The sequence below is a fragment of the Stenotrophomonas sp. X genome, from assembly GCF_055721025.1.
The window spans coordinates 1,761,072-1,780,335 of the sequence record NZ_CM146756.1 but is presented as its reverse complement, the minus strand read 5'-3'; the positions used below and the strand labels follow the sequence as shown (position 1 = coordinate 1,780,335).

General features: G+C 67.1%; 15 protein-coding genes. 10 read left to right on the top strand and 5 right to left on the bottom strand.

Going from position 1 to position 19,264, the window contains the following annotated elements:
* Nucleotides 1-27: 27 nt before the first annotated feature.
* From ykgO to ACZ75I_RS08200, 6 genes are all read left to right on the top strand, one after another.
* Nucleotides 28-153, top strand: coding sequence for a type B 50S ribosomal protein L36 (gene ykgO, locus ACZ75I_RS08225; RefSeq protein ID WP_005409283.1), 126 nt, complete (start codon nt 28-30; stop codon nt 151-153).
* Nucleotides 154-328: 175 nt separating this feature from the next.
* Nucleotides 329-628, top strand: coding sequence for a hypothetical protein (locus tag ACZ75I_RS08220; protein WP_227837998.1), 300 nt, complete (start codon nt 329-331; stop codon nt 626-628).
* Nucleotides 629-667: 39 nt separating this feature from the next.
* Nucleotides 668-1,705 carry an agmatine deiminase family protein gene (locus ACZ75I_RS08215; RefSeq protein WP_005416227.1) on the top strand — a complete coding sequence of 346 codons (1,038 nt, stop codon included), beginning with the start codon at nt 668-670 and terminating at the stop codon, nt 1,703-1,705.
* A 162-nt stretch (nt 1,706-1,867) separates the two neighbouring features.
* On the top strand, nt 1,868-2,755 hold the full coding sequence (locus ACZ75I_RS08210) for a carbon-nitrogen hydrolase (RefSeq protein ID WP_472958939.1): 888 nt from the start codon (nt 1,868-1,870) through the stop codon (nt 2,753-2,755).
* A gap of 14 nt (nt 2,756-2,769) precedes the next feature.
* The gene (locus ACZ75I_RS08205) at nt 2,770-3,300 is read left to right on the top strand and encodes a GNAT family N-acetyltransferase (protein WP_005416225.1); all 531 of its coding nucleotides are present in this window, start codon (nt 2,770-2,772) and stop codon (nt 3,298-3,300) included.
* Nucleotides 3,301-3,304: 4 nt separating this feature from the next.
* Nucleotides 3,305-4,525: a TraB/GumN family protein gene (locus tag ACZ75I_RS08200; protein WP_472958938.1), complete on the top strand. Its 1,221-nt coding sequence runs from the start codon at nt 3,305-3,307 to the stop codon at nt 4,523-4,525.
* 135 nt (nt 4,526-4,660) lie between these two features.
* Here the strand turns inward: ACZ75I_RS08200 and ACZ75I_RS08195 are convergent, their stop codons facing one another.
* The 3 genes from ACZ75I_RS08195 to ACZ75I_RS08185 are packed head-to-tail and all read right to left on the bottom strand — an operon-like array spanning nt 4,661 to nt 12,407.
* Nucleotides 4,661-7,747 (bottom strand): efflux RND transporter permease subunit, encoded by a 3,087-nt coding sequence (locus tag ACZ75I_RS08195; RefSeq protein ID WP_472958937.1) that lies wholly within the window; start codon nt 7,745-7,747, stop codon nt 4,661-4,663.
* Nucleotides 7,744-11,265, bottom strand: coding sequence for an efflux RND transporter permease subunit (locus ACZ75I_RS08190; RefSeq protein WP_472958936.1), 3,522 nt, complete (start codon nt 11,263-11,265; stop codon nt 7,744-7,746). The genes ACZ75I_RS08195 and ACZ75I_RS08190 overlap by 4 nt, the downstream gene beginning before the upstream one ends.
* Entirely contained in the window at nt 11,262-12,407 is a 1,146-nt protein-coding gene (locus tag ACZ75I_RS08185; RefSeq protein ID WP_472958935.1) for an efflux RND transporter periplasmic adaptor subunit, read from the bottom strand. The genes ACZ75I_RS08190 and ACZ75I_RS08185 overlap by 4 nt, the downstream gene beginning before the upstream one ends.
* Before the next feature lie 205 nt (nt 12,408-12,612).
* Between ACZ75I_RS08185 and ACZ75I_RS08180 the strand changes: the two genes are divergently transcribed.
* Complete coding sequence (locus tag ACZ75I_RS08180) at nt 12,613-12,996, top strand: c-type cytochrome (protein ID WP_472958934.1); 384 nt, start codon at nt 12,613-12,615, stop codon at nt 12,994-12,996.
* 9 nt (nt 12,997-13,005) lie between these two features.
* Nucleotides 13,006-13,467, top strand: coding sequence for a c-type cytochrome (locus tag ACZ75I_RS08175; protein WP_005416218.1), 462 nt, complete (start codon nt 13,006-13,008; stop codon nt 13,465-13,467).
* Nucleotides 13,468-13,621: 154 nt separating this feature from the next.
* On the opposite strand, the gene ACZ75I_RS08170 is transcribed toward ACZ75I_RS08175, so the two are convergent.
* Both ACZ75I_RS08170 and ACZ75I_RS08165 read right to left on the bottom strand, forming a co-directional pair.
* Nucleotides 13,622-15,505 (bottom strand): ATP-binding cassette domain-containing protein, encoded by a 1,884-nt coding sequence (locus tag ACZ75I_RS08170; protein WP_061477914.1) that lies wholly within the window; start codon nt 15,503-15,505, stop codon nt 13,622-13,624.
* A gap of 165 nt (nt 15,506-15,670) precedes the next feature.
* Nucleotides 15,671-16,546, bottom strand: a complete 876-nt coding sequence (locus tag ACZ75I_RS08165) for a LysR substrate-binding domain-containing protein (protein WP_472958933.1) — start codon at nt 16,544-16,546, stop codon at nt 15,671-15,673.
* A gap of 101 nt (nt 16,547-16,647) precedes the next feature.
* Between ACZ75I_RS08165 and ACZ75I_RS08160 the strand changes: the two genes are divergently transcribed.
* Nucleotides 16,648-17,727, top strand: coding sequence for a YeiH family protein (locus tag ACZ75I_RS08160; protein WP_472958932.1), 1,080 nt, complete (start codon nt 16,648-16,650; stop codon nt 17,725-17,727).
* Between the two features lie 84 nt (nt 17,728-17,811).
* Complete coding sequence (gene dbpA, locus ACZ75I_RS08155; RefSeq protein ID WP_180868545.1) at nt 17,812-19,188, top strand: ATP-dependent RNA helicase DbpA; 1,377 nt, start codon at nt 17,812-17,814, stop codon at nt 19,186-19,188.
* The last annotated feature ends 76 nt before the right edge of the window (nt 19,189-19,264 follow it).

Below are 19,264 nucleotides of genomic sequence, written 5' to 3'. Positions count from 1 at the left end.
CAACTACTGTTTACGCCGAGGTATGCCATGAAAGTCCTGTCCTCCCTGAAGTCGGCGAAGGCCCGTCACCGTGACTGCAAGGTCGTGCGTCGTCGTGGCAAGATCTTCGTCATCTGCAAGTCGAACCCGCGTTTCAAGGCGCGTCAGCGCTAAGCCTCACAGCCTTCCGGCTGCGGCTGGCCCTACGCGGGGCCGACCCGATGCAAGAAACCGCCTTCGGGCGGTTTTTTGTTTATGCGGCTTTTTCCTGCCGTTTTTGCTGTAATCGCCTTTCTTGACCACTGGGGAGTAGATCGAGATGAAGCGTTACCTGTCCGCCCTGGCCGTAATGGCCACCCTGGCCGCCGCCACACCGGCACTGGCCGATACCCTGCTTGTCGACCGTGCCCGCGAGAAGCCGGCCGGTGCCCTGCCCGTGCGCGGCCAGAGCATGCAGCAGGTGCAGGCGCAGTTCGGCGCGCCCAGCGAACAACTGCAGCCGCGTGGCGGGCAGAAGCGGCAGTGGCCGACCATCAACCGCTGGGTGTACCCGCAGTTCACCGTCTACTTCGAGAAGCAGAAGGTGATCGACGTGGTGGCCAACCAGGCGGACCCGAACGAAATCGGCCCGAAACCACCGATCCGTTGATCCCTTTACCCGCCGTGGGCGGGCCTGTGTAGCGAGACCATGAACCAGACCCTTCGTTTTCCTGCCGAGTGGGAAGCCCAGAGCGGCGTCCTGATTGCCTGGCCTACCGCCGACACCGACTGGGCCGACCGCCTGGGCCAGGTGGAAGAGACCTACATCGCCCTGGTCGCGGCCATCACCCGCTTCCAGCCGGTGCTGATCTGCGTGGCCGACGACGATGTGGAGACCTATGCCGAAATGCGGCTGCGCTCCAACCGCATCGACATGGACAAGGTCCACTTCACCACGGCCGCCTACGACGATACCTGGCTGCGCGACTCCGGCCCGATCACCCTGCGCCGCGCCGACGGCGGTTTCCAGCTGCTGGACTTCCGCTTCACTGGCTGGGGCGGCAAGTTCGACGCCACCCTGGATGATCAGCTGGTGGGCGTGCTCGACCAGGCTGGCGTGTTCAACGACGCCCCGGTGCGCAGCATTCCGTTCGCGTTGGAAGGCGGTGGCATCGAGACCGACGGCGAAGGCACCCTGCTGACCACCTGGAAGTGCCTGCACGAACGCCACCCGGACCGCGACCGCGCCAGCCTGAGCGCCGACCTGGCCGACTGGCTGCAGCAGGACCGCGTGCTGTGGCTGGACCACGGCTACCTGGAAGGCGACGACACCGACGCCCACATCGACACCCTCGCCCGCTTCGCCTCCGCTGACAGCATCGTCTACCAGGCCTGCGACGACGAGAGCGATTCGCACTACGCCGAGCTGCAGGCGATGGGCAACGAGCTGGCCGCGCTGCGCACCAAGGACGGCCAGCCGTATCGCCTGTTCCCGCTGCCGTGGGCGCGGCCGGTGATCGACGAAGGCCGCCGTCTTGCTGCGTCGTACGCCAACTACCTGATCGTCAACGGCGCGGTGCTGATGCCGGCCTATGGCGACCCGGCCGACGACCTGGCCCGTGATGTGCTGGCCCAGGCGCATCCGGGTCGCGAGATCGTGCAGGTGCCTTGCCGCTCGCTGATCTGGCAGAACGGCAGCCTGCACTGCATCACCATGCAGCTGCCGGCCGGGTTGTTGAAGGTTTGAGAAAAGGGAGTGCCGGCCGCTGGCCGGCAACCAGGCAATGCCTGACGGATTGATGGGGATGCCGGCCAGCGGCCGGCACTACCATCACCCATTCAGCGCGCAACACGCCGTCGCCGCCCATCCGCGCTAACATGCAGGTTTTCCCCCGCAGGAACGCCCCGCATGAACTCGCGCAGCCCCCTTACCGTCGCCCTGATCCAGGAGCGCAACCACGGTGATGCCGCCGCCAACCTGGCGGTGATCGAAGCACGCGTGGCCGAGGCGGCTGCGCAGGGTGCCAAGCTGGTGCTGCTGCAGGAACTGCACAACGGCCCGTATTTCTGCCAGCACGAATCGGTGGATGAATTCGACCTGGCCGAATCCATTCCGGGCCCGAGCACCGAGCGCTTGGGCGCACTGGCGAAGAAGCATGGCGTAGTGCTGGTCGGCTCGCTGTTCGAGCGCCGCGCTGCCGGCCTGTACCACAACACCGCGGTGGTGTTTGAAAAGGACGGCAGCCTGCTCGGCAAGTACCGCAAGATGCACATCCCGGACGACCCGGGCTTCTACGAGAAGTTCTACTTCACCCCAGGCGACATCGGCTTCAAGCCGATCGATACTTCGGTGGGCCGCCTGGGCGTGCTGGTGTGCTGGGACCAGTGGTACCCGGAAGCGGCACGCCTGATGGCGCTGGCCGGCGCCGAGCTGCTGCTGTACCCGACCGCGATCGGCTGGGACCCGGACGACGTGCAGGACGATAAGACCCGCCAGCGCGACGCCTGGGTGCTGAGCCACCGTGGCCACGCCGTGGCCAACGGCCTGCCGGTGCTGAGCTGCAACCGCGTCGGCCACGAGGCGTCGCCGCTGGGCGCGTCGGGCATCCAGTTCTGGGGCAACAGCCACGTGCTCGGCCCGCAGGGCGAGTTCCTGGCCGAGGCCGGCACCGAGGCCACCGTGCTGCTGTGCGACGTCGACCTGCAGCGCAGCGAGCATGTGCGCCGCATCTGGCCGTTCCTGCGTGATCGCCGCATCGATGCATACGGCGACCTGCTCAAGCGCTACATCGACTGAGCCGGAGCCCGCGCATGGCCGTCCTCATCCGTGATGCCGGTCCGGCCGACATCGACGCAATCACCGCCATCTATGCGGTGGAAGTGACCGATTTCGTCAACACCTACGAGTACGACATCCCGGACGCGACCGAGATGCTGCGCCGCATGCGCGACATCATCGATCGTGGCTTCCCCTACCTGGTCGCCGAGATCGACGGCCAGGTGGCTGGCTATGCCTATGCCAACACCTATCGCACCCGCATTGCCTACCAGTGGACCGTGGAGAACTCGGTCTACGTCGATGCCGCGTTCCAGGGCAAGGGTGTCGGCACCGGCCTGCTGCAGGCCTTGATCGACGCCTGCGTGGCACGTGGCTACCGGCAGATGGTGGCGGTGATCGGCGAACCGACCAACACCGCCTCGATCAAGCTGCACGAACGCTTCGGCTTCGAGCTGGTGGGCGTGTTCCGCGGCCTCGGCCGCAAGCATGGCCGCTGGCTCGACACCGTGCAGATGCAGCGCGCGCTCGGCGATGGCGCCGACACCGCACCCTCCAATGAATGAACCCATGACCGAAACCCTTCCCGAGACCGGCGACGACCTGTTCGCCGGCCAGCCGGTGCGCGTCGTCGAACGCGACGGCGTGCGCTACACCCTGCTGGGCACCGCCCACGTCTCCCGCGCCAGCGTCGAGGCCGTTGAAAAAGCCATCGACAGCGGCCGCTTCGATGCCGTTGCCGTCGAGCTGGACCCGCAGCGCCTGCAGGCGCTGAGCGACCCCGACACACTCGCCAAGCTCGACCTGGTCGAGGTGATCCGCAAGGGCCGCGTCGCCCTGTTCGCCGCCAACCTGGCTCTGTCCGCCTATCAGCGTCGCCTGGCCGAGCAACTCGACATCGAGCCCGGTGCCGAGCTGAAACGTGCGGTGGAACTCGCCCGCGAACGCAACCTGCCGGTGCACCTGATCGACCGCGAGGTCGGCTTGACCTTCCGCCGCGCGTCGCAACGGCTGGGCTTCTTCGGCAAGCTGAAGCTGGTTGCCGGCCTCGGCGCCGGCCTGTTCTCGTCCGAAGAAGTGGGCGAGAACGAGATCGAGAAGCTCAAGCAGGGCGACATGCTGGAATCGAGCTTCGGTGAGTTCGCCAGCGAGAGCCCGGCGCTGTACGAGACCATCATCGGTGAGCGCGACCGCTACATGGCCACGCGCCTGCGCGAAGCGCACGACCCGCAGCAGCGAGAAGTGCTGGCGGTGGTCGGTGCCGGTCACCTGGCCGGGCTGGCGCGCTATCTGGAAACCGATACCGAGGCACCGGCGCCGCTGCGCGCCGAGCTGGAGGCGGTGCCGAAGAAGCGCAACATCCCGTGGTTCACGCTCGGCATCCTGGCGATCGTGGCGACCGGCATCGGTGTGGGCTTCTACCGCGGCGGCCTGGGCGTGGGCACCGAGCTGCTGGCGACCTGGGCAATGTATACCGGCGGCCTGGCGGGCCTGGGCTGCCTGCTGGCAGGCGGTCACCCGCTGAGCATCCTCACCGCGATCGCGGTGGCCCCGTTCAAGCCGTTCCGCCTGAGCATCCCGACCGGCGCATTCTCGGCGCTGGTGGAAGCGCGCCTGCGCAAGCCGACCTACGAGGACTTCCTGAAGCTGCGCGACGATGCGCAGAGCCTGAAGGGCTGGTACCGCAATCGCGTTACCCGCGTGGTGCTGACCTTCATGCTGACCAACATCGGCAGCATGCTCGGCCTGTGGCTGACCACCTTCAAGGTGTGGGGCAAGGTGGCGGGGTAAGCCTCTCAACCGGCCACAGAATCTGTAGCGCCCGAGCCCATGCTCGGGCGACGCCGCGACGCGGCGAGCAGAAAAAAAGGGGGAGACCGCCCCACTACGACCGGCCTCCCCCACACCACAACACGTTGGCGCGCATTACAGCCGGGCAGCGCCCGGCTCCATCCTCTCCAGCCCGCGTGCACGGCGGATCAACCGCGTCACGGCCGAGCGCAGGTCATCGAGCACCGCATAGATCGTCGGCAGGAACAGCAGGCTGACCACCGTCGAGAACGCCAGGCCGCCCGCAATCGCGCGCGCCATCGGCGAATACTCCGGGCCATTGCCGAACATCTGCGTGTCGGTCAGCGAGATCGGCACCATCGCCAGGATCGCCGTGCCCATGGTCATCATGATCGGGCGCAGGCGTTCGCGTGAGCCTTCCACCAGCGCCTGGGTACGGCCCATGCCGCTGCGCCGCAGGTTGTTGATGTGCTCGATCATCACGATGCCGTTGTTCACCACCACGCCCATCAGCACCAGGATGCCGATGAAGGACATGATTCCGAACGAGGTGCCGGTGATCCAGAACAGCCAGAACACGCCGAAGATCGAGAACAGCACGCCACTCATGATTGCCGCCGGGAACAGCAGCGACTCGAACACCGCCGCCATCACCACGTAGATCATCACCAGCGCGATCAGCAGGTTGAACACCATCTGCTGCATCGCTTCGTCATCGTTGCCGTAGTCGCCGCCATCGAAGGTGAAGCCGTAGCCCGCCGGGAAGTTCATCGGCTTGAGCACGGCCTCTATCGCCTTGCGCCCGTCCGGTGCGGTGACCTTCCCGGCCAGGTTGGCCTTGATGGTCAATGTCGTCTGACGGTTGGTACGGCCGATCTGGGTGGCCGACGAACCAACGTCCACGGTGACCAGACTCAGCAGCGGCACGCTGCGGCCATCGCCGGTACGCACGCTGAAACCGGCCAGGTCTTCCGGGCTGCTCTGCTCGGCGCCGGCAAAGCGCACCCACACCGGCACTTCATTGTCACCGCGGCGGAACTCGCGCATCGGTGCGCCGCGCAGCGCCAGGCCGACGAAGCTGGCCACTTGTTCGGCGTTGAAGCCGAATGCTGCGGCACGCTCACGGTCGACGCGCACCTTCAGCTCGCCGCCCTTCTCGCCATTGTCGATGCGCACGTCCCGCAGTTCGGCACGCTGCGCCAGCAACGGCACCACTTCCTGGCCGATCTCCTGCAGCATCGAGCTGGAATCGCCGACCAGCTGCACCTGCACGCCCTGGTTGCCGCCACCCCCGCCATCGCCACCCTGGTTGCCGACGAAATAGTCGGTGCGGGCGGACTTCGGCAGGCCCTTGCGCAATTCTTCCTGCAGCGCCTTGATGTCCTTGGCGTACTTCTCGTCCAGGGTGACCACCGTGGAGCTGCCTTCCTGCTCGCTGTACCAGGAGTACACCTGCTTGACGTGCAGGCGCTCGCGGTTCTGGTCGATCCAGCTCTCCACGCGCGCCACTTCCTCGGACATCTGCCGGTAGGTGTAGGCGCCCTTCCACATGTAGCCGATGAAGATGTCCTTGCCGCCCTCGCCACCGAACATGTCGACCTTGGTCAGCTTCATCGGCACCAGGCTGACCAGCACCACCAGCAGGATGCCGAGCAGGCTCCAACCGCGGTGATGCAGTGACCAGTCCAGCAGCTGTGCATAGCGCCGCTGCAGGCGCGCGATCAGGCCGGTCTGCGAGTGCACCAGCTTGGGTGTGGCCATGCGTGCGGACAGCATTGGGATCAGGCTGACCGCGACCAGCCACGAGGCCAGCAGCGAGACCGAGATGGTGATCGCGATCTGCGCCATGAAGATGCTGATGTTGTTGGTTTCGCCGAACAGGTTCGGCACGAACACGATGCAGTGGCACAGCGTACCGGCGCTGAGCGCGATGGCCACGTTGCGGGTGCCGATGATCGATGCCAGCCGTGGCTGCCCCGGCATGCGCTCGCGCTCCTGGTAGATGCTCTCCACCACCACCACGGCGTTGTCGACCAGCATGCCCACGGCCAGCAGCAGGCCCATCATGGTCAGGATGTTCAGCGTCACCCCGACGAAGTACATGAAGCCCAGGGTGATGGTGAAGCAGATCGGAATGGCCAGGGTCACCATCAGCGTCGACGGCCAATGGCGCAGGAAGAAGAACAGCACCGTCACCGACAGGATCAGGCCGACCGCACCGGCTTCGGCCAGCTCCAGCAGTGACGAGGTCACTGCCTTGCCCTGGTTGTCGATCACCTTGATCTGCACGTCGCGCATCGACGGCTGCGCGCGGATCGCCTCGACTTCGGCCAGCGCCGCACGCGAGACGTCCACCAGGTTGGCACTGCGCTCCTTGAAGATATCCAGGCCCACCGCCGGGTTGCCGTCCAGGCGGCGCCCGTAGTTCATCCGTGCCGGCTTCAGGCGCACGTCGGCGATATCGCCCAGGCGCAGGCCCTTGGCGTTGATCACCAGGTCGCGCATTTCCTGCAGGTCGGTGATCTCGCCCACCGGCTGCACGCGCACGCGCTGGCCGTTGTCGTCGATCTGCCCGGCCGAGATCGAGAAGTTCAGCGTGCGCAGGCGCTCGCTCAGCTCGTTGATGCTCAACCCATGCGCGTTGAGCCGGTTCGGATCGATGGCGATCTCCACCTCGTTCGGCGGTGCACCGGTGATATCGACGCGGGCCACACCGGGAATACGCTCGATGCGCCGCTTGAACTCACGGTCGAGCATGTCATAGGCAGTGGTCAGGTCGGTGGTGCTGGCCAGGCGCACCTTCAGTACCGGCTGGTCACTGCTGGACCACTTGAACACGTTGTAGCGCTGCAGGTCGTCGGGCAGGTCGCTGCGGATCGCATCGATACGCTCGCGCGCGTCGGACGCGGCAATGGCGATGTCGCGGTCCCAGTCGCTGAACTCGATGTAGATCAGCGCCGCCTCGGAGGTGGCCGATGAGCGCATGCGTTTGATGCCGGTCATCGTCGCCAGCGACTCCTCGACCGGGCGGATGATGGTCCGCTCCACTTCCTCGGGCGTCGAACCGGTGTATGGGATCTGCACGAACAGGAACGGCGCGGAGATGTCCGGCAGCGCCTCCAACGGCAGCCGGAACGAAGCGATCAGGCCGATCACCACCAGCGACACGAAGCACATGATGGTGGTGACCGGGCGGCGGATGGAGAACTCGGCAACGCTCATGCCGGCTCCTCCACACCTGCCGTGCCGCCCTCGTCGCCATGCAGGCCTTCACCGGCATGCTTGCGGCCGCGCTCACGGTAGTAGGCGTCGCCGCGACGATCCATCAGGTCGTACACCACCGGGATCACCAGCAGCGTCAGCAGCGTCGACACCAGCAGGCCACCGATCACGGTGATCGCCATCGGTGCACGCACTTCGGCGCCCTCGCCCATTGCCACCGCCAGCGGCAGGAAGCCGAACAACGTGCACAGCGTGGTCATGATGATCGGGCGCAGGCGCGAACGCGCACCTTCCACCAGCGCCTCATGCTTGGCCACGCCGGCTTCGCGCAGCTGGTTGACCTTGTCGATCAGGATGATCGCGTTCTTGGTGACCAGGCCGACCAGCAGGATCAGGCCGATGAACACCACCACCGAGATGGGCTTTCCGGTCAGCATCAGCGCCAGGATCGCGCCGACCAGCGCCAGCGGGATGGTGAACAGGATCACGAACGGGTGCAACAGCGACTCGAACTGCGAGGCCATCACCAGGTAGACCAGGAAGATCGCCAGTCCAAAGGCGAAGATCAGCGACTTCGCCGCCTGCGCCAGCTCCTCGCCCTGGCCACCGATGTGCAGGCCAACGCCCGCGCCCAGCGGCTGCTCGGCCACCATCTGCTGCACTTCGCGCATGGCTGCGCCGAGGTCGATGTCGCGCAGGTTGGCCGATACCACCGCTACCCGGGTCTGGTCGGCACGATGGATCTCGCTGGGGCCGGTGGTGGCGACCACGTCGGCCACCGCGTCCAGGGTGACCGGGCGGCTGCTGCCCGGATTGACGATCAGCCGGCGGATGCTCTCGACGCTGGCGCGGTCACCTTCCTGGGCACGCACCAGCACGTCGATCTTGCGATCACGGAAGCTGTAGCGGGTGGCGACGTCGCCGCGCACCTTCTTCACCACCACGTCGGCGATCTGGCGGGTGGTCAGGCCCAGCGCACCCGCGCGCTCCTGGTCGAAGCGGATCTGGATTTCCGGGAAGCCCTCTTCCACCGTCGATTTCACGTCGGCGTAGTGCGCATTGCCGCGTAGCATCGCCGCCAGGCGTTGCCCGGCCACTTCCAGGGTGGCCATATCCTGCCCGCGCAGTTCGATTTCCAACGGCGTGGAGAAGCTGAACAATGCCGGCCGCGCGAAGTCGACCTGGGCGCCCGGGTGCTGGCTCATGGTGCCGCGCAGGCGCTCGGTGATTGCTGCTTCGGTGCGCGCGTTGCCACCACCTTCCATCACCACAGTCAGCTTGCCGATGTTCTCACCGCTTTCGGTCGGACTGGCATCCAGCCGGGTGCCGCTGCCACTGACGCCATACAGCGAGGCCACGCCCTCCCCCTTGCCGTGCGCCAGCTGCAGCTCGCGCACCAGCGCATCGGTCTGCTTCAGCGGCGTGCCGGCCGGCAGCTTCACCGTCATTTCGAACCGGTCCTGCGCCAGCTGCGGAATCAGGTCCGCGCCAAGCATCGGTACCAGCGCCATGGTCGCCACGAAGATGATGGCTGCCACGCCCAGCACCTTGCCGGGATGCGCCAGCGCACTCGGCAGCAGGCGCAGGTAGCCTCGCTCGGCGCCTGCATAGGGTTTCATCGCCAGGTCGCTGGCCTTGCGCATTACCGGGCCGACCACTGCCACCACGCCACGCCACACGCGCACGACAAGCCAGGCCAGCGCATAGAAGCTCCAGCGCACGCTGGCAACCACGCCACGGCGGCCCAGCGCGACCGGCTTCTGCCAGCGCTTCTGCGGCTGCCATGCTGCGTTCGGCGCCTCTTCCGGGAACGCCAGCGGTGGCCGCCCCTTCAGCGAGCTCAGCATGGGGATCAGGGTCATCGACACCAGCAGCGAGATCGCGATGGCGATCGCCACGGTCAGCGCCTGGTCGCGGAACAGCTGTCCGGCAATCCCGTCTACGAACACCAGCGGCAGGAACACGGCGATGGTGGTCAGGGTTGAGGCAACCACCGCCATGCTCACTTCGCGGGTGCCGGCAATGGCCGCCTGCAGGACGCCCAGGCCACGCTCGCGGGCCTTGGCGATGCTCTCCAGCACCACGATCGAGTCATCCACTACCAGGCCGGTGGCCAAGGCCAGGCCGCCCAGCGACATCACGTTCAGACTCAGGCCGAGCTGGCCCATGAAGAAGAACGTGGCGATGATCGATACCGGCAACGACAGGCTGATCACGAACGTGCTCCAGCCATCGCGCAGGAACAGGAAGATGATCAGGATCGCCAGCAGGCCACCGATCACCGCGTCCTTCTTGACGTCGGCGATGGCGTGCTCGATGAAGCGCGACTGGTCCTCGATGGTGGTCAGCTCGACATCGGACGGGAACGTGCCCTTGATCTGCTCCAGGCGCTTGCGCAGCGCTTCGGCGGTCGACACGGTGTTGGCGTCGCCTTCCTTGTAGATGGCCAGCTCGACCGCCTCCTTGCCGCCCAGGCGGATGATCGCTTCGCGCTCCTTGTAGCCCTGGCGCACGGTGGCCACGTCCTTCAGGCGCACCGGCACGCCGTTGGCGACCACGCTGGAGCCGCCGCCGGATGATGCGCTCTGTGCCGCCGACGCCGCCGCGATGGCTGCAGCCGAACCGGTCGACGCGGCGATGTTGAACATCTGCTGCAGCGCCGAGTCGGCTGCGCTGCCGTTGGCGGCCTGGGTGGTGACCAGCAGGTTGCGGATTTCCTCGAGGTCGGCGAACTGGTTGACGGTACGCACCAGGAAGCGCTGCGAGCCTTCCTCCAGGCGGCCGCCGGAGATGTTGATGTTCTCGTCTTTCAGGCGCTTGATGACGGTGTCGATCGGCAGGTTCAGCTGCGCCAGCTTCTGCTGGTCGATGTCGACCTGGATCTCGTCCTCCAGTCCACCGCCCACCTTCACTGCTGCCACGCCGGTGACCGGCTCCAGCTTCTTCTTCAGGTCTTCATCGGCATAGCGGCGCAGGCCGGTCAGCTCGCGGACCGCATCGGCATCGCTGGTCGGCGCCGTCCTGTTCGACAGCACCAGGCGCATGATCGGCTCGGTGGACGGATTGAAGCGCAGCAGCACCGGAGCCTTGGCCTCCAGCGGCAGGTTCAGCGCTTCCATCTTGTCACGCACCTCCAGGCTGGCCTGGTCCATGTTGGTGCCCCAGGCGAACTCCAGCACCACATCGCTCTGGCCGGTGCGCGAGACCGACTTCAGCTTGCGCAGGTTCTTGACCACGCCCACCGCTTCTTCAACCGGCTGGGTGATCAGGGTTTCGATTTCGGTCGGCGCCGCACCGGTGTATTCGGTGCGCACGGTCAGCGTCGGGTAGCTCAGGTCGGGCAGCAGGTTGACCTTGAGGTTGCCGAGCGCGATCAGGCCGAACAGCAGCAGGGTGACCGTGCACATGGCGATGGTCACGCGGCGGCGCGTGGCGAATTCCACCAGGCCGCCGCGCATGCCGGCGGCGGCGCCGTCGCTCGCCGGCGAGGCACCGTGGTCGTGGCCCGGGGCGGTCATTGCTTGCTCCCGGCCTTGTCTGCGGGCTTGGCGGCCGCCGCGACCGCCTTCGCCTTCGGATCGGCGATCACCTGCACTGCGGTGCCGTCGCGCAGCGCGACCTTGCCGGCGGTGACCACCTGATCACCGGCCGCCAGGCCATCACGGATCTCCACCCAAGGGCCCTCGGCGTAACCCAGCTTGACCGGAACGCGTGCGACCTTGCCTTCGCGCACGCGGAACACCGCAGGTTCACCGTCATCGAGCAACGCCAGGCGCGGCACCACCAGCGCATCGGCACGCTGGTCGTAATCGATGCGGATGCGGCCGAACATGCCGGGCTGCAGCGCGTGGGCGGCGCCATCGAAGGCACTGACCACGCGAAACGTGCCGCTGCCCGAGTCCACCACCGGCGCGATGCGGTCAACGGTGCCGGTGAAGCTCTGGCCCGGCAGTGCGTCGGCCGCCAGCGTCACCGGCTGGCCGGCGCGCAGGGTGGCCAGCTCACGTTCGGGTACGTTGAGGGTGGCCTCCAGCCGCGAGTTGTCGACGATGCGGAAGATCGGTGTATTGATCTGCACGAAGTTGCCGGTCTTGATCGAGCGTGAGGCGATCACACCGGAGATCGGTGCCACGACCGTGGTGTAGGACAGCTCCAGCGTGGCCAGGCGGTACTGCGCACGGACGTTCTCCAGGTCGTAGCGCAGCTGGTCGACATCGGCGGCGCTGACCATCTGCTGGCCGACCAGCTTCTGTGCGCGCTGGTAGTTGTTTTCCAGCTTGCGCATCTGCGCTTCGCTCTGCGCCACGGCCAGGCGCGCGCGGTCCGGGTCCAGCCGCACCAGCGGCTGGCCGGCGGTGACCCGCTGCCCTTCCTCGACCAGCACCGCCAGGGCTACGCCGGAGGTCTTGGCGACCACCTGCGACTCGGCACGTGGCTCCAGCGCCGCGGTGCCGGTGTAGCTGGCTGCGACGGCACGATGGCTGGCCACCGCCACTTCGACCGGGACAGCGTCGACCTTCTTCTCCTCCTTGGTCTCGGCAGCCTTGGCTTCGGAATTGGGCCCTGCGGCGCAACCGCCCAGCAGCAGGGAGGTGGAGATCAGCAGTGCGGCAGCGCAGATTCCGCTGCGACGGCCGGACAGGAAGGTTAGGTGCGACATCGTCAGTTCCCTGGAGGATGCGTGGGCAGGTGTGGTAGCAAAGTAATGCACCACTTCACGGCAACACCATATCCCAAAGGTCATGGTGTCTTCACGCCGCTGGTCGGCCCGCCCCCATTTCAGCTAGATGAAACCTGAGGCTATACTCGGGTCGTTCCGTACCCCACGCCGGAACGACCAGACCCGAATCCCCGGAAACGACACCATGCGCCCGCAGCCGCTCGCCGCTTGTCTCGCTCTGGCCGTCCTCCTGCCCCTTGGGGCCGCCGCACAGCCCGCTCCCGCTCCTGCCACACCCGCCCCGGCGCCTGCCGCCGCGCCGGCGCCTGCCAAGCCCACCGGCAACTTCGACAATGGCCGTGTCCTGGCCTACACCTGCCAGGGGTGCCACGGCATCACCGGCTACAAGAACGCCTACCCCAGCTACCGGGTGCCGAAGATCGGCGGCCAGACCCAGCAGTACCTGGCCCAGGCCCTGACCGAGTACCGCCAGGGCAAGCGCCGGCATCCGACGATGCAGGCGCAGTCGATGAGTTTCAGCGAACAGGAGATCGCCGATCTCTCTGTTTACCTGTCCACCGTCAAGTAAGGCCCGCCCATGTCGAAAGCCGCGCATCCGATGCGTCACGCCATCGCCCTGTCCGTTGCCCTGCTGCTGGCGGCCTGTTCGCAGTCGCAGGTGGAAAACAGCGAGAAATCCGCCGCCGACCCGGGCCATGCCAGCGGCGAACACGGCTCTTCGTCCTCCGCCGGCCTGCCGGCAGGCCGCGAGGCCGCCGGTGAAGCCCGCGCCAAGGTGAAGGGCAAGGCCACCAACCAGAGCTGCATCGACTGCCATGGGGCCGACGGCAATGCGCCGATCGATCCGACCTATCCGAAACTGGGTGGCCAGTACGGCGACTATCTGGCGCATGCGCTGCAGGCCTACCGCGCCGGCGACCGCCAGCATGCGCTGATGACGCCGCAGGCGAAGGACCTGAGCGATCAGGACATCGCCGATCTGGCCGCGTATTTCGGCAGCCGGCCGAGCCAGTTGCGGGATCTGCACGGGGTCAAATGACGGTCGCCCCCCCGGCCAGTGCGGACCGTCGGTTGGTAGGCGCGGACCGTTGGTCCGCACAGATTCCGGATATCCACGCATGGCGTGGATCTGCTGAGCCGAGCGTGGGCTCGGCTCTACATCAATCGGCGCAACCGCTGGCGCCGGTCAACGCTCAGCCTTCCAGCTCTTCCCAGCGCGCGTACGCGGCATCCAGCTCGGCCTGCACCTTGGCCAGCTGCTGGGTGTGCGCGGTCACTTCGGCACTGCTGCGGGTGTAGAACGACGGATCGTTCATCGCCGAGGTCAGCCCTTCGACATCGCTTTCCAGCTTCTCGATGGTCTTCGGCAGCTGCTCCAGCTCGCGCGCTTCCTTGTAGGCCAGCTTGCGCTTGGGCGCAGCCGGGGTGGCAGCAGCCGGTGCGGCAGGTGCTGCGGCTGCCGGCTTGGCGGCGGGGGTCGCGGCAGGTGCTGCCACGCTGGCCGCATAACGCTGCCAGTCGCTGTAGCCACCGACGTACTCGCCGATCACGCCGTCGCCTTCCATCACCAGCGTGGAGGTCACCACGTTGTCGATGAAGTCACGGTCGTGGCTGACCAGCAGCAGCGTACCGGTGTACTCGCCCAGCAGCTCTTCCAGCAGCTCCAGGGTTTCCACGTCCAGGTCGTTGGTCGGTTCGTCCATCACCAGCAGGTTGGACGGCTGCGCGAACAGCTTGGCCAGCAGCAGGCGGTTGCGCTCGCCACCGGACAGGCGGGTGATCGGCGCGCGCGCGCGCTCGGGGGTGAACATGAAGTCCTGCAGGTAGGCATGCACGTGCTTGCGCTTGCCGTTGAACTCGAGGAAATCGCGGCCTTCGGCCACGTTCTCGATCGCGCTCCAGTCTTCGCGCAGCACCGCGCGGTACTGGTCGAAATAGGCGATCTGCAGGTTGGTGCCGGCGTTGACTTCGCCCTTGGCCGGCTGCAGCTCGCCCAGCAGCAGCTTCAGCAGCGTCGTCTTGCCGCTGCCGTTGGGGCCGATCAGGCCGATGCGGTCGCCGCGCATGATGGTGGTGGTGAAGTCGCGGACCATGGTGCGCTCACCGAAGGCGAACGAAATATCCTTGACGTCGATGACCTTCTTGCCGGAGCTGATGCCCTGCGCGGCTTCCATCTTGACGTTGCCGCTGAGATCACGGCGCTGCGAACGCTCCACGCGCATCGCCTTCAGGCGGCGCACGCGGCCCTCATCGCGGGTGCGGCGCGCCTTGATGCCTTGGCGGATCCAGACCTCTTCCTGCGCCAGCAGCTTGTCGAAGCGCGCGTTTTCCTGCGCCTGCGCGTTGAGGCGTTCCTCCCGGCGACGTTCGTAGTTGGCCCAGTCGCCCGGCCAGCTGGTGACCTGGCCGCGGTCGATCTCGACGATGCGGGTGGCCAGTGCACGCAGGAAGCGGCGGTCATGGGTAACGAACACCACGCTGCCGCTCCAACCCTTCAGGAACGCTTCGAGCCAGTCGATGGCTTCGATATCGAGGTGGTTGGTCGGTTCGTCCAGCAGCAGCACGTCAGGGCTGGACACCAGCGCGCGGGCGAGCAGCACGCGGCGCTTCATGCCGCCGGACAGGCGGCCGAACTCGGCCTCGCCGTCCAGGTCGAGCTTGGTCAGGGTTTCGCTGACGCGCTGATCGAGGCCCCAGCCGTTGGCGGCGTCGATCTTGGCCTGCACGTTGCCCAGGGCTTCGCCATCGAAGACCTCGGCATGGCTGAGATGGTGGAACTCGGCCAGCCACTGGCCCAGTTCACCGAGGCCATCGGCGACGACGTCGAACACCGAGCCGGCGGCGCCATGTGGCACTTCCTGCTCCAGGCGGGTGACGCGCACGCCCTGCTGCACACGGACTTCGCCGTCATCGGGCTTGTGGTCGCCGGACAGCAGCTTGAGCAAGGTGGATTTGCCGGCGCCGTTCCGGCCGATCAGGGCGATGCGTTCGCCCGGCTCGATCGACAGTTCGGCCTTTTCCAGCAACAACGGGCCGCCGACGCTGAAGTCGACGTTCTGCAGAGTAATCAGAGGCATCCGGATATTGTACGGGTTGGGGGCGTCGGCCGGGTTGCACCCGGCACCCGCGGTAGTGCCGGCCGCTGGCCGGCAACCTCAACGGCAACGTCAAAAGCTGGTTTCCTGTGGGGCGGCGGGGCGCGGATCCCGTCGTGGAATTCGCGCTGTGCGGATGGATCCCGGCTACCCCACCTCCCCCAGCAACGCCTGCAACCCTGGCAGCCATTGCTTGCCGGGGTGGCGCACCAGCCACAGGGTGCGCTGCAGGCCGGGCAGCGGCGTCTCGAGCACGCGCAGGCGGCCCAGCGCCAGCGGCTCTTCCAGCGCGTGACGCGAAAGGCAGGCCAATCCGAGGCCGGCGATCGCAGCCTGCTTGATCGCTTCGGTATTGCCCAGCTGCAGGGTCTGCGCGAAACCTCGCAGATGCGGCAACAGCGCCTGCTCCACCGCTTCGCGGGTGCCGGAGCCCGGCTCACGCAGCAGCCAGCGTGCGCGGCGCAGTTCGTCCAGCGTCCAGCGCGGCGGCGCGTCGACGGCGGCGACGATCACCAGCGGATCCTGCTGCCAGGCCGTGACCTGCAAACCGCGTTCATGGCACGGGCCTTCGATCAGGCCCGCGTCCACATCCAGGCGCTGCACGGCGGCGACTACGCCAGCACTGTTGTCGATGCGCAGATCGACCTCGGCGTGTGGCGCCTGCCGCAGCAGTTCCGCAATGCGCGGCGGCAGCAGGTAGTTGCCGATGGTGGTACTGGCGGCCAGCACCAATCGCAGCGGTGCTCCCTGCGATGGGTCGCCGCCGGCGGCCAGCTGCCGCTCCAGATCGGCGGCATTGACCAGCAGGGTGCGCGCCGGCTCCAGCAGTGCGCGGCCATGGCCGTTCAGGGCCAGGCGACGACCGATGCGGTCAAACAGCGGAGTACCGAAATGCGCCTCCAGTTCCTGCAGGGCGGCACTGCTGGCCGATTGCGAGAGCGCGATGGCCTGGCCGGCGGCGATGGTGCTGCCGTGGTCGGCGATGGCAACGAAGACTTGGAGCTGGCGCAACGTCAGGCGCATTACCGTTACCTTCTGGACAGGTAGATTTCACCCATATTATTCGTTTTACAGGTCATGAACGAAGGCGCACGCTTGCCTCGTCACCACAGCCCTGCCCTGCCATGAACGCCCCCGCTCTCTCCTCCTGGTCCCTGCCCGCCCTGCGCCAGCGCTGGCAGCCGCGCCTGCCCGGCCTTCTGCTGGTGGGCCTGATCGCGGCGGCATCGCTGTACCTGGCCGAGCTTCCCTGGTTGCAGGCGCATGGCCTGAGTGCACTGACCGTCGCCATCGTGGCCGGCATCGTGGTCGGCAACACGCTCTACCCTCGGCTGGCGCCGAGCAGCGCGGCCGGTGTCGGTTTCTCCAAGCACTGGCTGCTGCGTGCCGGCATTGTGCTGTACGGCCTGCGCCTGACCTTCCAGGACATCGGCCATGTCGGCGTCAGCGGCGTGCTGATGGACGTGCTGGTGGTCGCCAGCACCTTCGGCCTGGCCGGCTGGCTGGGCGTACGTGTGTTCAAGATGGAACGCGAGGCGGCAATGCTGATCGGTGCTGGCAGCGCGATCTGCGGTGCGGCAGCGGTGATGGCCGCCGAACCGGTGGTGCGCGGCCGCGCTGCGCAGGTCACCGTCGCGGTCTCTACGGTGGTGGTGTTCGGCACGCTGGCGATGTTCCTGTACCCCGCCCTGTATGCGCTGGTGCAATCGCACGGCTGGCTGGCGATGGACGCACGGCAGTACGGCCTGTTCACTGGTGCGACGGTGCATGAAGTGGCGCAGGTGGTGGCCGCCGGCCGCGCGGTCAGCGAAGCCGCCGCCGATACCGCGGTGATCACCAAGATGGTGCGGGTGATGCTGCTGGCGCCGTTCCTGGTCGTGTTGTCGTTGTGGCTGGCGCGTGGCGGCAAGGCCAGCGCCGACGGCAGCAAGGCGCGCATCGTAGTGCCGTGGTTCGCGTTCGGTTTCGTGGCAGTGGCCGGTTTCAATTCACTGCACCTGCTGCCGGCCGGCCTGCAGGCCGGGCTGGTGCAGCTGGATACTGTGCTGCTGGCGATGGCGATGGCCGCACTGGGCCTGACCACCCATGTCTCGGCGCTGCGCCAGGCCGGCCTGAAGCCACTGCTGCTGGCGCTGATCCTGTTCGCCTGGCTGCTGTTCGGTGGCCTGGCGATCCACCAGGGTGTGTTGGCGGTGCTGGGCTGAGCAGGAGCGTACCGACCAGGGTCGGCGCCCACCCGACCCCACCCCATTAGACGGGACCGGCCACGCGGGCGGGTACAATGCGCCATGACTGATTTCTCGACCCTGCCGCTGAGCCCGGCCCTGCAGCCCGGCCTGGACGCCCTCGGCTACACCACCCTCACCCCCGTGCAGGCGCAGAGCCTGCCGGCCATCCTGGATGGCCGCGATGTGATCGCACAGGCGCCGACCGGCAGCGGCAAGACCGCCGCCTTTGGACTGGGCCTGCTGCAGTCCATCGACCCCAGCCTGATCCGCGTGCAGGCGCTGGTCCTGTGCCCGACCCGCGAACTCGCCGACCAGGTCGGCAAGCAGATCCGCAAGCTGGCCACCGGCATTCCCAACCTGAAGCTGTTGCTGCTGGTGGGTGGCGTGCCGCTGGGCCCGCAGCTGGCCTCGCTGGAAGGCCACGATCCGCACGTGGTGGTCGGTACGCCCGGCCGCGTGCAGGAGCTGGCACGCAAGCGCGCGCTGAATCTTGGCGCGGTGCGCACGCTGGTGCTGGACGAGGCCGACCGCATGCTCGACATGGGTTTTGAGGAGCCCATCCGCGAGATCGCCGGCCGCACCCACAGGGATCGCCAGAGCCTGCTGTTCTCCGCCACCTTCCCCGACAGCATCCGCGCCATGGCGCGTGACCTGCTGCGCGACGCGGTGGAGGTGACCGTGGAAGGTGCCGACCAGGCACCGGCCATCCGCCACCTGTTCTGCGAGGTGGAACCGGCGCATCGCCAGAAGGCGCTGGCCGGCCTGCTGTTGAAGTACACGCCGGAATCGGCGGTGGTGTTCTGCAATACCCGCAAGGACGTGGACGAAGTGGCCAACTCGCTGCAGCAGTTCGGCTTCTCCGCACTGGCCCTGCACGGCGACATGGAGCAGCGCGACCGTGAGGAAGTGCTGTTGCGGCTGGCCAACCGCAGCTGCAACGTGCTGGTCGCCAGCGACGTCGCCGCGCGCGGACTGGACGTGGAAGAGCTGGCGGCGGTGATCAATTACGAGCTGCCGACCGACGTGGAGAGCTACCAGCACCGCGTGGGCCGTACCGGCCGTGCCGGTGCCAGCGGCCTGGCGATCAGCCTGGTGGCCGGCCGCGAGAAGACCCGCGCCGAAGCCATCGAAGCGCAGATGGGTCAGCCGCTGGACTGGCAGAAGACGCCACTGGCGACCTCGCGCCCGGCCGAGTTGCCGCAGGCGGCGATGCGCACTCTGCGCATCGACGGCGGCAAGACCGACAAGCTGCGCCCGGGCGACATCCTCGGCGCACTGACCGGCGATGCCGGCCTGTCGAGCAAGTTCATCGGGAAGATCGCGATCTTCCCGACCCGCTCCTATGTGGCGATCGCGCGTGAACAGGCCAACAAGGCCGTCGCCAGGCTGGAAGCCGGCAAGATCAAGGGCCGTCGTTTCCGCGTACGGATGATGTGATTGAAGCCGCGTTGCCAACCACGGTTGGCAACGACCGGCTCCCGGCCCTTCGCTCTGGTAGATGCCAACCCTGGTT

What these genes read in the sequence shown, in the direction of transcription:
- ACZ75I_RS08210 (WP_472958939.1), top strand. Translation starts at nt 1,868, where the DNA reads ATGAACTCGCGCAGCCCCCTTACCGTCGCCCTGATCCAGGAGCGCAAC.
- ykgO (WP_005409283.1), top strand. Translation starts at nt 28, where the DNA reads ATGAAAGTCCTGTCCTCCCTGAAGTCGGCGAAGGCCCGTCACCGTGAC.
- ACZ75I_RS08165 (WP_472958933.1), bottom strand. Translation starts at nt 16,546, where the DNA reads ATGCGCCTGACGTTGCGCCAGCTCCAAGTCTTCGTTGCCATCGCCGAC.
- ACZ75I_RS08180 (WP_472958934.1), top strand. Translation starts at nt 12,613, where the DNA reads ATGCGCCCGCAGCCGCTCGCCGCTTGTCTCGCTCTGGCCGTCCTCCTG.
- ACZ75I_RS08200 (WP_472958938.1), top strand. Translation starts at nt 3,305, where the DNA reads ATGACCGAAACCCTTCCCGAGACCGGCGACGACCTGTTCGCCGGCCAG.
- ACZ75I_RS08195 (WP_472958937.1), bottom strand. Translation starts at nt 7,747, where the DNA reads ATGAGCGTTGCCGAGTTCTCCATCCGCCGCCCGGTCACCACCATCATG.
- ACZ75I_RS08170 (WP_061477914.1), bottom strand. Translation starts at nt 15,505, where the DNA reads ATGCCTCTGATTACTCTGCAGAACGTCGACTTCAGCGTCGGCGGCCCG.
- ACZ75I_RS08215 (WP_005416227.1), top strand. Translation starts at nt 668, where the DNA reads ATGAACCAGACCCTTCGTTTTCCTGCCGAGTGGGAAGCCCAGAGCGGC.
- ACZ75I_RS08175 (WP_005416218.1), top strand. Translation starts at nt 13,006, where the DNA reads ATGTCGAAAGCCGCGCATCCGATGCGTCACGCCATCGCCCTGTCCGTT.
- ACZ75I_RS08160 (WP_472958932.1), top strand. Translation starts at nt 16,648, where the DNA reads ATGAACGCCCCCGCTCTCTCCTCCTGGTCCCTGCCCGCCCTGCGCCAG.
- ACZ75I_RS08205 (WP_005416225.1), top strand. Translation starts at nt 2,770, where the DNA reads ATGGCCGTCCTCATCCGTGATGCCGGTCCGGCCGACATCGACGCAATC.
- ACZ75I_RS08190 (WP_472958936.1), bottom strand. Translation starts at nt 11,265, where the DNA reads ATGACCGCCCCGGGCCACGACCACGGTGCCTCGCCGGCGAGCGACGGC.
- ACZ75I_RS08220 (WP_227837998.1), top strand. Translation starts at nt 329, where the DNA reads ATGGCCACCCTGGCCGCCGCCACACCGGCACTGGCCGATACCCTGCTT.
- ACZ75I_RS08185 (WP_472958935.1), bottom strand. Translation starts at nt 12,407, where the DNA reads ATGTCGCACCTAACCTTCCTGTCCGGCCGTCGCAGCGGAATCTGCGCT.
- dbpA (WP_180868545.1), top strand. Translation starts at nt 17,812, where the DNA reads ATGACTGATTTCTCGACCCTGCCGCTGAGCCCGGCCCTGCAGCCCGGC.